Origin of the sequence: Gordonia sp. DT101 (genome assembly GCF_049844895.1) — a bacterium.
GTDB lineage: Bacteria > Actinomycetota > Actinomycetes > Mycobacteriales > Mycobacteriaceae > Gordonia.
On record NZ_JBNCLX010000001.1, the window covers coordinates 1,068,779 to 1,082,333 of the forward strand.

Consider the following 13,555-nt stretch of genomic DNA (forward strand, 5'->3'; position numbering starts at 1 on the left):
ATGGATCTGCTCAACCCGTCCGAACGGACCGAGAAGTACCGTGCGCAGCTGCTCGAGTTCATGGACAGCCACGTCTACCCCAACGAGGCGGTGTTCGACCAGCAGATGCGCGAGTCGGACAACCCCCACGCGACGCCGCCGATCCTGCTGGAGCTCAAGGCGAAGGCCAAAGAAGCCGGGTTGTGGAATCTCTTCCACCCGCACGCCGAGTGGGGCCCCGGGCTGACGAATCTCGAATATGCACCGTTGGCCGAGATCATGGGACGCGTGGCATGGGCCCCGGAGGTCTTCAACTGCAACGCACCCGACACCGGCAACATGGAGGTGCTCACGCTCTTCGGGACCGACGAGCACAAGAAGCTCTATCTCCAGCCGCTCCTCGACGGTGAGATCGCATCCGCGTTCGCCATGACCGAGCCGGGTGTCGCGAGCTCGGACGCCACCAACGTCGAGCTCTCGATGGTCCGGGACGGCGACGAGTACGTGCTCAACGGCCGCAAGTGGTTTGCCTCCAACGCGGTTCGGCCCGACTGCAAGGTCCTCATCGTGATGGGCAAGACCGATCCGAGCGCCGCCACCCATCGGCAGCAGTCGATGATGGTGGTCCCCACCGACGCGCCGGGCCTCACCATCCTGCGCAACCTCCCCGTCTTCGGCTATGTCGACCGCGAGAGCCACGGCGAACTCGTCTTCGAGAACGTCCGCGTCCCGTCGAAGGACGTGCTCAAGGGCGAGGGTGAGGGCTTCGCGATCAGCCAGGCCCGCCTCGGCCCCGGCCGCATCCACCACTGCATGCGGACCATCGGGATCGCCGAACGCGCCCTGGAACTGATGTGTACACGCGCCACCCAGCGTGTCACCTTCGGACAGCCGATCGCCGACCGCGCCAACATCCAGGACTGGATTGCCGAGGCGCGCATCGACATCGAGATGGTCCGGCTGCTCACGCTCAAGGCTGCGGCCCTGATGGACACGGTCGGCAACAAGGCCGCCGCCACCGAGATCGCTGCGATCAAGGTCGCCGCACCCAACATCGCACTGAAGATCATCGACCGCGCGATCCAGGTGCACGGCGGTGGCGGCGTCACCGACGACTTCCCACTGGCGATGGCGTACGCCCACATCCGAACCCTTCGTCTGGCCGACGGCCCGGACGAGGTCCACAAGCGGGCCATCGCCCGTCGAGAGCTCCGGCCGTATCGGGACGCTGCATCGGCCCCGGAGACGGTGGCGGGCGTCTCGGATCAGGCGCTCGTCTCCCGATGAGCGCAGGCGCGACGACCGGAATGCTCATCCCCGACACCGACATGACCGCTCTGGTCGGGTGGCTGCGAACGGTGGGCGTCGAGACTTCGGGTGAGATCACCTGCTCCCGTGTCGGTTTCGGTCAGTCGAACCTGACCTATCGGGTCCGCGACGAGGCCGGCGGACAATGGGTGCTCCGTCGGCCACCGGTGGGTCACCTGCTGGCCTCGGCTCACGACGTCTCCCGCGAGGCACGGATTCTCGACGCGTTGGCGGCGACCGACGTTCCGGTCCCGCACATCTATGGGGTGTGCGACGACGCCGCTGTCGGCCCGGTGCCGATCGTGGCGATGGAGTTCGTCGACGGGTCGGTGCTGACCGATCGCAGTGCGGGCGAGGCGCTCTCGCCAGACATCCGGGGCGCCGTCGGCCGGGCGATGACGGAAACCCTCGCCCACATCCACGCCGTCGATCTGGATGCGGTCGGGCTCTCGGACCTGGCGAGTCACAAGCCCTATGCGCCGCGCCAGCTCAAGCGGTGGAGTGCACAGTGGGAGAAGTCGAAGACGCGCGACATCCCGGACCTCGACACCCTCACTGCGCGTCTGTCCGACAACATCCCGGAGCAGCACGAGACGACTCTTGTGCACGGCGACTTCCACATCCGCAACGTGATGGTCGGTCCGGCCTCGGGAGCGGTGTCGGCGGTCCTGGACTGGGAACTGTCGACGCTCGGCGATCCGCTCGCCGACATCGGCAGCACCCTGGCCTACTGGCCGGAACGGACCGACGCCGTCGTGCTGGGTGACCCGGTCGAGGTCATGGAAGGATTTCCCGGCCGTGATCAGCTGGCGCAGGCCTACCTCGAGCGAACCGGACGCGATCCACAGGCCCTGCGGTACTGGCACGCACTGGGGCTCTGGAAGGTCGCGATCATCGCCGAAGGCGTTCTGCGGAGGGCGCGCGAGAACCCGTCCAATCGAGCGGCCGCCGGCGTGCCGACCCCGGCCCATGTCGACAATTTCGTGGCCCGAGCGGTGGCCGTGGCCGACGACGCGGGACTATAGCGTCATGCCGAAAGCCGACGGCGCACCCGCCCGATCGCGTCCGCTCACCCCGCGGGGTGAGCGGACCCGTTCGGCGTTGATCTCCGCGGCGCGGACGGTGTTCGAGCGCGACGGCTTCAGCGATTCCCGGCTGACCGACATCACCGCGGAGGCGAACTGCGCGACCGGCTCTTTCTACACGTACTTCGACAGCAAAGAGGACATCCTCGACGCCGTCCTCGCCGAGGCGGAGGAGGACATGCTGCATCCCGGACTGCCGCACGTCGAGCCGGCATCCGACGATGATCCGACTGCGGTGATCGAGGCGGCCAATCGTGCGTACTTCGAGGCCTACCGGCGGAATGCGCAGCTGATGCTGGTTCGCGAACAGGTCGCAGGCCTCAGCACCGAGTTCCGCGAGACCCGGCGTCGTCGAGGGCAGGTCTTTGCGGAGCGGAACGCGAAACGCATCAGAGAGCTCCAGGCCCGGGGCCTCGCCGATCCCGATCTGGATCCGCTGGCGGCCGCACGCGCCCTCTCCGGCATGGTCTCCCGGATGGCGTATTACGGCTTCGGTCTCGGCGACGAGATTGACATGGACGAGCTGGTGTTCACCGCCACCCGACTGTGGGTCAACGCGATCGGACTGCGCCGTCCCACCTGACGCCGACAGCAACCGAAATCTCGCCGACAGCAACCGGAATCTCGTTGACAGCAACCGGAATCTCGCCGAGAGCAACCCCCGTCGTCAGTGCGCGACCCTCCGCAACGTCTCCCGATCGATTGCCCGCTTCAATATCTTGCCGGTCGCACCTTTGGGCAACGCGTCGACGGTCTGCACGATCCGCGGCACCTTGTAGGCGCTGAGCCGTTCCTTCGTCCAGTCGCGTAGCCGATCCGGATCGATGGTCGCTCCCGGGCGTGGCGTGATCACCGCGGCGATCTCTTCTCCGTAGTGGTCATCCGGCACGCCGACCACTGCCACCTCGACGATGTCCGGGTGCTCGTAGAGCACCTCCTCCACCTCGCGCGGGTAGACGTTGTAGCCACCCCGGATGATGAGGTCCTTGACCCGGTCGACGATCCGCACGTTGCCTGCGTCGTCGATGGCACCCAGGTCGCCGGTCTTGAACCATCCATCGATCAGCTCGGCCGCGGTCGCGTCAGGCCGGTTCCAGTACTCCTTCATCACGGTCGGACCCTTGAGGAAGATCTCGCCGACCACATCCGCACCGACCACCAGGCCGTCGGGATCGCGTACCTCGACCTGGGTTCCGGGCAGCGCCGGACCCACGGTCCCGACGACGGGGCGGCCGTTGATGTCGTGAAATGTTGCTGCACCGGATGTTTCGGTGAGGCCGTAACCTTCAAGAATCTTGCAGCCGAACTTCTCCTCGAACGCACGGATCACTTCCGCCGGCAGCGCGGCCCCGCCCGAGCCGGCCAGCCGCAGTGCGCGGAAATCATCGGGTGAGTAGCCCTCGGCCACCTGCAACATGGCGTTCCACATCGTCGGGACGCCGCACGAGATGGTGATCTTCTGATCGCGCAGCAGGTCGAGGAATGCCGTCGGGTCGAACGGGCTCATCAACGACAGACTGCAGCCCTGCGACAACGCCGAGTTCATCACGATCGCCTGACCGAACACATGGAACAAGGGCAGGCCGGTCGCCCACCGGTCGTCGGTGGTCACCTCCATCAGCTGCCGGAAGGCGACGGGACAGGCGTTGATGTTCCCGACCGTCAGCGCCGCACCCTTCGGCCGACCGGTGGTGCCGGACGTGTAGAGGATCACCGAGACGTCGTCATCCGAGCGGTCGACATAGGACGGCACCGGTTCGGGGAGATCGATGGCCTCCTCGTAAGGACCCACCTCCAGGAACGGAATGCCCGCGGATTCCGCACTGCGCCGGGCGGTGTCGGCGCAGTGGTGCCACGCGACGACGAGCGATGCACCGGAGTCGTCGAGCACGTAGTCGATCTCTGGCGACGTCGACATCACGTTCATCGTGATCGCCGTGGCACCCAGCGTCTGGAGTCCGTAATAGGTGATCACGAACTCGGGAATCGACGGCGCGATGAGAATGACGCGATCACCCTCGCGCACACCGAGTCCGGCGAGCGATGCGGCGCTCCGCGCGATCCGGTCCCGGAGGGCGGCGTAGGTGAGTTCCCGATCGCCTGCACGGACGGCGAGTCGGTCGGGTGCGTCGTCCGCAAAAGCCCAGAGGCTGGCGACAGTGCTGGCCATGGTGTTCCTGTCTTTGTGGAGAAGTGTTGCGGTGCAACCGATCACTCGAAATAGCGACGGGGGACGTCGACCAACATGGTGTCGATGTCCTTGTCACTCACCCCACGCTCACGCAGTGCCGGCAGCACGTCCTCACTGATGTGCCGGTAGTTCCATTTGGGCACGGCCTGGCGCTTGGCCTCGGGATCGAACCAGTCGATGAAGCAGGCGGCATCGTGGGCCAGTGCCATCCGATCGGCGTAACCCTTCTCGACGAGAGAGACCACGGTGTTGATCCGGTCGTCGAAAGGCAGCAGGACGTCGAGCCCGAATCGGTCCATCCCGAGGATCGACCCGGCGTCGGCGATCTTCATCAGGTAGTCGAGGTCGGTCGAGTCGCCCGAATGCCCGATCACCACCTTGCTCAGGTCGGCACCCTCCTCGGAGAGCACCTGCTGCGCAACGAGTCCGGATTGGGTGTGCGGGTTGGTGTGCACGGTGATCGGCGCTCCGGTCTGCGCGCTGGTCTGTCCGACCGCGCGCATCACCCGTTCCACGCCGGGCGTCAGGCCCTGCTCCTCGATTGCGCACTTGAGGAACGCGGCCTTGACCCCGGTGTCGGCGATGCCCTCGGTCAGGTCCTTCGTGAAGAACGTGACCAGTGGTTCGGACACGTCGAACAGTAGGCCGGGGCCGGTGTAGTGGAACTGGAAGGGAATGTCGTTGTAGGTGTAGAGCCCGGTCGCGACGACGATCTTCAGATCGATCTGCTCGGCGATGCGCTGGATGCGCGGGATGTAGCGGCCCAGCCCGAGCACCGTCGGGTCCAGGATCGTGTCCATGCCGAGGCCTTTGAGTTCGCGGAGGTCGCGGACCGCCTCGGCGATCTTTTCTTCCTCGTCCCAGTCGTCTTGATAGTTCTGCCGGTACTCCTCGCCGAGGACGAAGACATGTTCGTGGACGAGAACGTTGCCCAGCTCGGCGGAGTCGACGGGGCCGGTGACGGTGTTGACGGTGCTCATGTGTGTCCTTCGCGACGTGGGAACCAGGGTGTGGTCTGGCTCACTCCGGGCGACTGTATTTGAGGATGAGTTCAACTTCAAGATGTACTGCTCCTCGAGGTGCGTGCGCCCGATCCCGTCGTCGGTGCTTCGAGACGGATGATCCCGCCGCCACATGTCATTCGGCCGGCGGAGCGGATCTCGCGGGTCGGCTACTCTCCACTGCGACGTTTCTTCGACCTGGGGGACGTTCTTCGACCAGGGGGGTGGGCCGGTGCGAGCATCGGTGCGGGTGATGACGAGTGCGATGGCCGCGATGGCGACCATCACGATGGTGGCCGGATGCGGGGGTGCCGGGTCCGACGCGGCGGCAGCCGACACGTCCCCGGCGGGATCCGATGTGACCGTCCCGCCAAAAGATCTGGTGCTCAGCGGTTCCGAACTGCCGCGCGGGTACCAGGAGATGCCCATCCCGGCGGACCAGATGCAGAAGTCCGCCGACGGCATGCTCGACGCCACCAGGGGCGCCGACATCAGCCCGGCCGCCTGCGCGCCGCCGAGCGCCATTCCGGACACGATGGACATGTCCGAGATGGGCATGCTGGTCGCGGCGCTCGGCTCGACGACCCTCGCGGAGGTCGTCACCGCTGACCATGGCGACATGACGGCCATCCGGAAGTCGATGACCGGCGACTGCGAAAAGGTCACCGCCGCCATCAAGAACGGTGACGCGGCGGGATCGTCGTCGACGATCGTGAACACCCCGATGGATGTGCCCGACTCCAGGGCCGACGATGTGTTCGCCGTCAAGCAGACGAGCACGTCGACGGTCAACGGTCGGGAGGTGACGGCGACCTCGTTGCTGGGGTGGGCGACGGTTGGTGGTTACTCGGTGGCGGTGACCTCGGGTGGCCTGCTCGGCGCTCCCGACGCCGTGGTCTTCAACACGACGCTGGTCAAGGCAATCGACAAGGTGGCCACCGCGGGCTGAGGGCGTACCCGTCGCGCATCGCCCGAACGAGCAACTAGATTGCTTGCTGTGAGTGATGCCGACACACCGTTCGCACATCTCACCGGACTGGCCACCGCGCACGGTCCGGTGTCGCCGCACCGTCCCGACATCGCCGCTGCGCTCTGGTGGGAGTCCGAGCCGAACGGCAAGCTCGACCGGCTCATCGCCTACCTGCGCGACGACGAGCTCCTCCTCGCGGCGCGCAACGCCTGGCTCCGCGGTGTCTGGGGGATCATGGCCGTCACCACGCGACGCGTGATCATGGTGAGTGTGCCGACGGAGAGCAGGGAGGGCTACGCGTACGAGCTCCCCGTGGAGGCGGCCCTGGAGATGACCGACGGCGGCACCGACGACGGGTATCGCATCTTCTATCTGCACGACTACGAGGCGACGACCAAGCTGTTCTTCACCAATGCGCTGGTCGGCGAGTCCTTGTACGACCGGCTCTACTGGTGCGTCTCGCGCACCATGCTCGACGACCGCGGCGGCCGGCTCGAGCGCGCCGACGATCGCGGGGTGACCGACGATTTCGCCCGCTTCCGCAAACTCAAGGACGCATTCGACACCGGGGCCCTCGATGACGATGCGCTACGGAACGCGACGTTGCGGCTCTTCCTCGGGCCAGAGGGGCATCCGCCGCCACGGACTGTCTGACCGGACCAGCAGGGCATTGACCCAGTTGCCGGCAACCTGTGCCGCGTCGCCTGCTTTGCCGATGTCGGTGAGTGCACTCCAGTAGGCGCGCCCGATCACCACGCCGTGCGCGAACTGCCGCCAATTGGCGTAGTAACTCCGGGCCGAGTCCAGCGCGGCGAACAGCATCGGCCAGCACTCGTCGACCTCGAGGTAACCCGAGCTCAGGCAGGTCCGCACCACAAAAGGCAGTCGACCGAGGTCCCAGGCGCGGATGTGGGTGGGAAAGTGTCTGTCGGAAACCGTGTTCCGGAGCAACCTCGCGGTGCGCAGGTTGTAGAGGGCGTTGTAGTGGCCGATCCAGTGGCCGGGTGACTCGCCGCGGGCGGCCGCCCGCGCTGCGAGGAACTCTCGGTGGACCTCCGGGTCGTGACCTGGCGTCCTGTTCGTCGCCTCTGCCACCAGCGGTGCGATCACCTCGAACGTCGAACTGTGCATGCCGTCGAGCAGCAGGCCGACGGTCTTCCTGGCCGAGACGTCGTCGGTGATACCCCACCAGTCGCGCATGCGGGTGCGCAGTAACTCCGGGTCGTCGTCGAGAGCGATGGTGTCGCATGCGTACTGATTGGAGATCCACATGTGGGCGCCGACATTCAGCGCGGCCTGTGGTCGTTCGGGGAGTGGTGCGTCGCCGTGCCAGATGAACGGCCTCCCCAACGACGACCTCTCCCCGGAGGGGAACGGTGTTATCGGCGAGATGGACACATCGATGAGGGTAGCGGCAGCGCCGTCCGGCAGACCCGCCCGGACGTCCCGTCTCGCCAGCCGTGGGCGCCATCTCCGCCGATCGTGCCCAGTTTCTCGTCGATCGTGCCCAGTTTCTCGTCGATCGTGCCCAGTAACCGTCGTGGTGAGAGCGAGCGCCGGCGTTGACGCGTGCTCTGACCTGACAGATGCTGGGTCTATGGCCGACATGACGACGAGATCCGACGCTCACGCCGACCAGGACAAGGCTTCCGACTCTCGGAATCGGGCGCGGCGATGACCACTGCAGTCGTTGTCGGGGCCGGGCCCAACGGGCTCGCCGCAGGCTTGCGTCTCGCGCGGAACGGCGTCGACGTGCAGGTTCTGGAAGCATCGGACACGGTGGGCGGGGGAGCGCGGTCGGGCGAGCTCACCGTCCCCGGCGTCATCCACGACTATTGCTCGGCGTTTCACCCGCTCGGGGTCGGGTCGCCGTTCTGGGCGGAAGTGGGTCTCGAGAAGTACGGGCTGACCTGGAAGTGGCCCGAGATCGACTGCGCGCACCCGCTCGATTCGGGAGATGCAGGCCTGCTCTACCAGTCCGTCGAAGCCACCGCGGCCGGACTCGGTGAGGACGGACGGCGGTGGCAGCTGGCGTTCGGAGATCTCGCCCGGAACTTCGACGACCTCGGGCACGATCTCCTCCGGCCCATCGTCAACGTTCCCGCGCACCCGCTCAGGCTCGCCGCCTTCGGTCCGCGCGCGCTCTTGCCGGCTACGGTGTTGGCCCGCTGGTTTCGTACCGAACGTGGACGTGCCCTCTACGGGGGCATCTCCGCCCATCTGTTCTCGCGCCTCGACCGCCCGCTGACCGCCGCCCTCGGCCTGATGATCGCCGCGAGTGGTCATCGCTACGGGTGGCCGGTCGCCGAAGGTGGCTCGGGAGCGATCACCGCCGCCGCGGCCGCGGCGCTGACCGATGCCGGCGGCAAGATCGAGACCGGGGTGCGGGTGAGCTCTCGCGCCGACATTCCCGATGCGGACCTCGTCCTGTTGGATCTCTCCCCGGCCCAGGCGCTCGCGATCTACGGCGACGAGATGCCCGCCCGGATCACGCGGGCCTATCAGCGGTATCGCGTGGGTGCCTCGGCATTCAAGGTCGACTTCGCGATCGAGGGCGACATCCCATGGAGCAACCCTGACTGTGTCCGCGCCGGAACCGTCCACCTGGGTGGGGACTTCGACGAGGTCCGCGACACCGAACGCCGTCGGGCAGCCGGTGTGATGGTCGACCGCCCCTTCGTGCTGCTCGGTCAGCAGTACGTCGCGGACCCCAGTCGGAGCAACGGAACCGTCAATCCGATCTACGCCTACGCTCACGTGCCCCGCGGATACGACGGTGATGCCACCGAGGCGGTCACCGCGCAGATCGAGCGATTCGCCCCCGGCTTCCGGGAGCGCATCATCGCCACCGCAAGCGCCGGCACCGAGCAATTACATTCGTACAACCCCAATTTCGCGGCCGGCGACATCATCGGTGGTGCCAATGACGGACTGCAGATGGTGGTGCGCCCAAGGCTCGCTCTCGATCCATATGCCGTCGGGGTCGACGGGGTGTTCCTGTGCTCGCAGTCGACGCCGCCGGGAGCGGGCATCCACGGATTGTGCGGATACCACGCGGCTTCGTCGGCGCTGAGGTCGCTACCGCGGCGATCCTGACGACCCGAACCCCGCCGGCGGCAACCCGAATCCCGCCGACAGCAACCATGTCCTCCGAGCAGGCCGGCCTTCCCAGCCCCGCCGGCCTGCCGCGATGGCCCATACGGTGAACTGAACAGATGGAACTCCTGCTCATCCGCCACGCCCAGCCGTTCCGGCTGAACGATCCGAACGGTGCTGACCCGGACCTGACCCCCGAGGGCGAGGAGCAGGCCAAGCGGCTCGCCGCGGCGCTGGCCGACGACCGGTATGGCAAGGTCGACCGGCTGGTCAGCAGCCCCATGCGTCGCGCTGCGCAGACCGCGGGTTTTGCGCGCGAAGCGCTGTCCCTGGACGTGGCCACCGATCAGCGGCTCGTCGAACTCGACCACGGTTGGACCACCTACGGCGCCGTGGATGCCTACACCGACCGCAGTCTGCTGCTGAAGGACATGAACGGTGGACGGCTCGGGGAGAACACCTTCGATCCCGAGGTGTTCCGCGAGCGCGTGGTCGCTGGGATCGAGGAGGTGGCCGCACCCGCGGACGTCGGGGTGGTCGCGATCGTCTGTCACGGTGGGGTCATCAACGCGTACCTGTCGCATGTGATCGGCACTGCGAGCATGTTCTTCGTCGAGCCGTACTACACGTCGGTGACCCGAGTGCTCGCTCTCGAAGGCGGCCATCGACAGGTGTTGTCGGTCAACGAGATCGATCACCTACGGTGAGACTCGACGGCCTGCCGTCGGTCATTGCGCCCCGGCCGTGATCGTCAACCAGATGGTGCGCGACAACGCCGCCACCAACCGGTCATCCGACGACTCCCGCGGATGCAGGATGTGCTGGGTGACGGTCCGCTCGACCATCCAGGTCACAGCCGCCACGGCCTCCGACGTCATGGAGAAGCGCAGATTCCTCCGATCAGCGGTCGGTGACACCCACCCAGGAACCTCCCAGCCGGCGTCGAGGATCCCACAAGTCGCGTAGCGCAATCTCAATGGTGTCAACGAGATCCGCACCGGATCTCACCATCGAGAAAGGCCGACGATGCCCACTCCGAAGCAGAACAACAACAACACCCGCCGCGCCCCGCAGGCCCCCGCGCGGCGTCGCCGGCGGGTCCGCCACTTCGACCAGCGCTCGCGTCGCTGGCTCTGGGTCTGGCAGTGAGCTGACCGGCCTTCGCCGTTCTACCACAACCCCGCCGTGGCAGATGCCGCGGCGGGGTTGCTGTGTGTTGGGCGCCTCCCTCCGAGGTGAGAGGCGTCTGCTGGTCAGAAGTAGCCGTTCGTCGGCAGCGGCGTACCGTTCACCAACCGGTCGCCGAGGGCAATCGCTTTGTACGACGTCGGATTGTGCAGTGTGACGGTCCGGATGTTGCGCCAATGACGATCGAGATTCTTCGACCGGCTCGCCGACGACGCGCCGCCGATGTCGAAGAGATCGGCGGCTGCGCGAAGACCGATCCGGTCGACGTGCACCTTCACCCGCGCCGCCGCCACCGACGCCTGGGTGAACAGGTCCGGGTCGACTGAGCCGCTACGTGCCGGAGCAAACGCCGCCTCCACGTCCCGCGCGGCCGCGAGAACAGCAGACCGCGACACGTGTGCCGCCGCGTCGATCTCGCCGACGGTCTGCAGCAGAACCGCGTCCTGTCGGGGCGCCGCATCCGGCGCGTGCTCGAAGGTCCTGGTCCGCGAGCGCAACAGTTCGGCGGCGTCGTCGGCGACCGACAGCAGGATGCCGGTGATCAACGCCTGCAGATAGAGCTGTAGGAAGGGGCCGTCGTTCACGGCCGGTCGCACCGACCCGGGATCGCTGAACGCCAGCACGTCGTCGGGTGTCACCAGGACATCGGAGAGATTTGTCGAGCCGGTTCCGGTTCGATGCTGTCCGATCCCGTCCCAGTCGTCGACGATCGCGATGCCCTCCCGGTCCACCGGCAACACCACCCGGGCGATCTGATCACCCGATTCGCCGCCACGCACCGTCGCCGCCACCGAGACCCAGTCGGCGAAGGCCGTCCCCGTGCTGTAGAACTTCGCGCCGGTCAGAAGCCAGCCCCCGTCGATCGGACGCAACTCGGTGCGGAATGCCTTGGCACCGGCGTCGCCGGTACGTTCGCTTGTTGCGTTGCCGAAAATCGCCCCGGCGCGGATCTCGGCGGCCCACCGGTCGCGGGCCGGACCGGGTGGCAACCGTCGGATCTGCTCGACGAACCAGTAGTGAGCTCGCAGGATGTGGGCGACGATCGGGTCGGCCCGGGCCAGCTCGACGAGGAACTCGAAGAACTCGACGATGTCGGCGCCGGAACGGGTGTCGTCGTCGAGGGTGATCGCCGTGAATCCGGTCTCGGCCAGGAGCCGCACTTGTTCGTGCGGGTCGCTGCCTGCGCGCTCTCGCGCCGCGGCGTCCGCGGCGATCTCCGCGAACACATCGACGCGGTCGGCGGAGATCCTCGTCACGACCGTCATGCCGGTACCTCCACCGCCTCGGCGAACGCGCCGCGGTAGCGCGCTGCCGGATGGGTGTCGGGCAGGCGGTCACGTCCGGTCAGCTTGTGTCGCACAGTGCCCGGCGAATATTCACGTTGCGCCAGGCCGCAGTCTCGCAGCACCGGCAGCACGTGCTCCGCGAATTCCAGATAGCTGCCGGGGATCGTCGCGTTGATCACGTTGATCCCGTCGACCCCGGCGTCACGCCATAGTTCGAGACGGTCGGCGATCTGCTCTGGCGTGCCCACCACGCGGCCGCTTCGACTCCGCAGTTCGGCGAGGTCGCGGACTGTCGGCTCGCGATCCGGCACCGCCTCGCGCAGCCACAGCAGGGTGCTCTGGGTTCCCTCCGTACGGATCTCGCCGACCGGGGTGTCGAGGTCGTAGAACCCCAGATCGACTCCGAGGCCGCCGGCGGAGTGGGCGATGATGGTGCTCGGATCGATGTACTCGTCGAGTTCGCGGGACTTGCGCTGCGCCTCTTCCTCGGTGCTGCCGATCACGAACGAGAGTCCTTGGAAGAAGTTCAGGTCGTGCGGGTCGCGGCCCGCTTCGGCCACGAGCCGTCGGGTGTCGTCGACGAGTCCTCGGGCCGCCTCCGGGTTCGGGGACTGAATGAACTGGGCCTCGGCGTTGCGGGCGGCGAACCGGCGCCCGGTGTGCGACGACCCGGCCTGGAACAGGATCGGAGTGCGCTGCGGCGACGGCGCGACCAGATGCGGGCCCTCGACGCGGTACCGCTCACCCTGGTGGTGGATCTTGTGCACCTTGTCGAAGTCGGCGTGGACGCCGCTGCGCTGATCCTGCACGAGCGCGTCGTCGTCCCACGAGCCTTCCCACAGCTTGTAGACCACGTCGGCATACTCGTCGGCCCATGCGTAACGGTCGTCGTGTGCAGTGATGCCGTCGTAACCGAAGTTGCGCCACGCGTTCGACGACAGACTCGTCACGATGTTCCACGCGATCCGGCCCTTCGAGGCATGGTCGAGAGTGGAGATCTTGCGGGCGAAATCGAAGGGGTGTTCCTGCAGGATCGAGCTGGTGACCGCGATCCCCAGATGCTCGGTGTGCGAGGCCAGCGCGGATGCAAGGACCAGCGGGTCATTGCTGGGGATCTGCAGACCGGTGTCGACGAACTTCTTCCAGTCGCCCTGATAGTCGTCGTAGAGCCCGACGACGTCGGCGAAGAAGATGAAGTCGAATCGGGCCTCCTCCAACGTCTTCGCGAGGTCGATCCAATGCTCCAAAGAGTTGAAGTCGGTTTGCTGTGCGCCCGGAACCCGCCACGCCCCATGCAGGATGTGCGAGGTGGTGTTCATCACAAAGGCGGAGAAACGCAAGGGTTTTGGTTGTGCCACTCTCCTGACGCTAGTCAGCCGGGTGCTCGTGCCGGGGTGTTGCGCTCACCGTGAACTCAAGACCTGACGTGGGCGGCGCTGATCGCTACCGTT

At 66.8% G+C, this 13,555-nt stretch carries 14 protein-coding genes; 8 read left to right on the top strand and 6 right to left on the bottom strand.

The window, feature by feature from the left end; genetic code table 11:
* The 3 genes from ACLQ3I_RS05150 to ACLQ3I_RS05160 are packed head-to-tail and all read left to right on the top strand — an operon-like array spanning position 1 to position 2,955.
* Positions 1 to 1,266 (top strand): acyl-CoA dehydrogenase family protein, encoded by a 1,266-nt coding sequence (locus ACLQ3I_RS05150; protein WP_425793269.1) that lies wholly within the window; start codon positions 1 to 3, stop codon positions 1,264 to 1,266.
* Complete coding sequence (locus tag ACLQ3I_RS05155; protein ID WP_425800283.1) at positions 1,263 to 2,312, top strand: phosphotransferase family protein; 1,050 nt, start codon at positions 1,263 to 1,265, stop codon at positions 2,310 to 2,312. Before ACLQ3I_RS05150 ends, ACLQ3I_RS05155 begins: the two co-directional genes overlap by 4 nt.
* A 4-nt stretch (positions 2,313 to 2,316) precedes the next feature.
* Complete coding sequence (locus ACLQ3I_RS05160) at positions 2,317 to 2,955, top strand: TetR/AcrR family transcriptional regulator (protein WP_425793271.1); 639 nt, start codon at positions 2,317 to 2,319, stop codon at positions 2,953 to 2,955.
* Between the two features lie 84 nt (positions 2,956 to 3,039).
* Here ACLQ3I_RS05160 and ACLQ3I_RS05165 read toward each other — a convergent pair whose 3' ends face one another.
* Both ACLQ3I_RS05165 and ACLQ3I_RS05170 read right to left on the bottom strand, forming a co-directional pair.
* Positions 3,040 to 4,542, bottom strand: coding sequence for a long-chain-fatty-acid--CoA ligase (locus tag ACLQ3I_RS05165; RefSeq protein WP_425800285.1), 1,503 nt, complete (start codon positions 4,540 to 4,542; stop codon positions 3,040 to 3,042).
* A gap of 41 nt (positions 4,543 to 4,583) precedes the next feature.
* A complete protein-coding gene (locus ACLQ3I_RS05170) occupies positions 4,584 to 5,543 on the bottom strand; it encodes a phosphotriesterase family protein (RefSeq protein WP_425800287.1) in 960 nt (319 codons plus the stop codon).
* 253 nt (positions 5,544 to 5,796) lie between these two features.
* Here ACLQ3I_RS05170 and ACLQ3I_RS05175 point away from each other — a divergent pair, with 253 nt between their 5' ends.
* Complete coding sequence (locus tag ACLQ3I_RS05175) at positions 5,797 to 6,513, top strand: hypothetical protein (protein WP_425800289.1); 717 nt, start codon at positions 5,797 to 5,799, stop codon at positions 6,511 to 6,513.
* 48 nt (positions 6,514 to 6,561) lie between these two features.
* Positions 6,562 to 7,188: a hypothetical protein gene (locus ACLQ3I_RS05180; protein WP_425793276.1), complete on the top strand. Its 627-nt coding sequence runs from the start codon at positions 6,562 to 6,564 to the stop codon at positions 7,186 to 7,188.
* Here ACLQ3I_RS05180 and ACLQ3I_RS05185 read toward each other — a convergent pair.
* Complete coding sequence (locus tag ACLQ3I_RS05185) at positions 7,123 to 7,932, bottom strand: DUF1266 domain-containing protein (protein WP_425793278.1); 810 nt, start codon at positions 7,930 to 7,932, stop codon at positions 7,123 to 7,125. The genes ACLQ3I_RS05180 and ACLQ3I_RS05185 overlap by 66 nt on opposite strands.
* Positions 7,933 to 8,208: 276 nt before the next feature.
* Between ACLQ3I_RS05185 and ACLQ3I_RS05190 the strand changes: the two genes are divergently transcribed.
* Together ACLQ3I_RS05190 and ACLQ3I_RS05195 are read left to right on the top strand one after the other, a co-directional pair.
* Positions 8,209 to 9,630: a phytoene desaturase family protein gene (locus ACLQ3I_RS05190; RefSeq protein ID WP_425800291.1), complete on the top strand. Its 1,422-nt coding sequence runs from the start codon at positions 8,209 to 8,211 to the stop codon at positions 9,628 to 9,630.
* 119 nt (positions 9,631 to 9,749) lie between these two features.
* Positions 9,750 to 10,337 carry a histidine phosphatase family protein gene (locus ACLQ3I_RS05195; protein WP_425800293.1) on the top strand — a complete coding sequence of 196 codons (588 nt, stop codon included), beginning with the start codon at positions 9,750 to 9,752 and terminating at the stop codon, positions 10,335 to 10,337.
* 21 nt (positions 10,338 to 10,358) lie between these two features.
* Here ACLQ3I_RS05195 and ACLQ3I_RS05200 read toward each other — a convergent pair whose 3' ends face one another.
* Complete coding sequence (locus ACLQ3I_RS05200; RefSeq protein WP_425793281.1) at positions 10,359 to 10,508, bottom strand: hypothetical protein; 150 nt, start codon at positions 10,506 to 10,508, stop codon at positions 10,359 to 10,361.
* Positions 10,509 to 10,656: 148 nt separating this feature from the next.
* Here ACLQ3I_RS05200 and ACLQ3I_RS05205 point away from each other — a divergent pair, with 148 nt between their 5' ends.
* Complete coding sequence (locus ACLQ3I_RS05205; protein ID WP_425793282.1) at positions 10,657 to 10,779, top strand: hypothetical protein; 123 nt, start codon at positions 10,657 to 10,659, stop codon at positions 10,777 to 10,779.
* A gap of 104 nt (positions 10,780 to 10,883) precedes the next feature.
* Here the strand turns inward: ACLQ3I_RS05205 and ACLQ3I_RS05210 are convergent, their stop codons facing one another.
* Both ACLQ3I_RS05210 and ACLQ3I_RS05215 read right to left on the bottom strand, forming a co-directional pair.
* Complete coding sequence (locus ACLQ3I_RS05210; RefSeq protein WP_425800295.1) at positions 10,884 to 12,083, bottom strand: acyl-CoA dehydrogenase; 1,200 nt, start codon at positions 12,081 to 12,083, stop codon at positions 10,884 to 10,886.
* Positions 12,080 to 13,462: an LLM class flavin-dependent oxidoreductase gene (locus tag ACLQ3I_RS05215; protein ID WP_425800297.1), complete on the bottom strand. Its 1,383-nt coding sequence runs from the start codon at positions 13,460 to 13,462 to the stop codon at positions 12,080 to 12,082. Before ACLQ3I_RS05215 ends, ACLQ3I_RS05210 begins: the two co-directional genes overlap by 4 nt.
* Positions 13,463 to 13,555 lie beyond the last annotated feature (93 nt).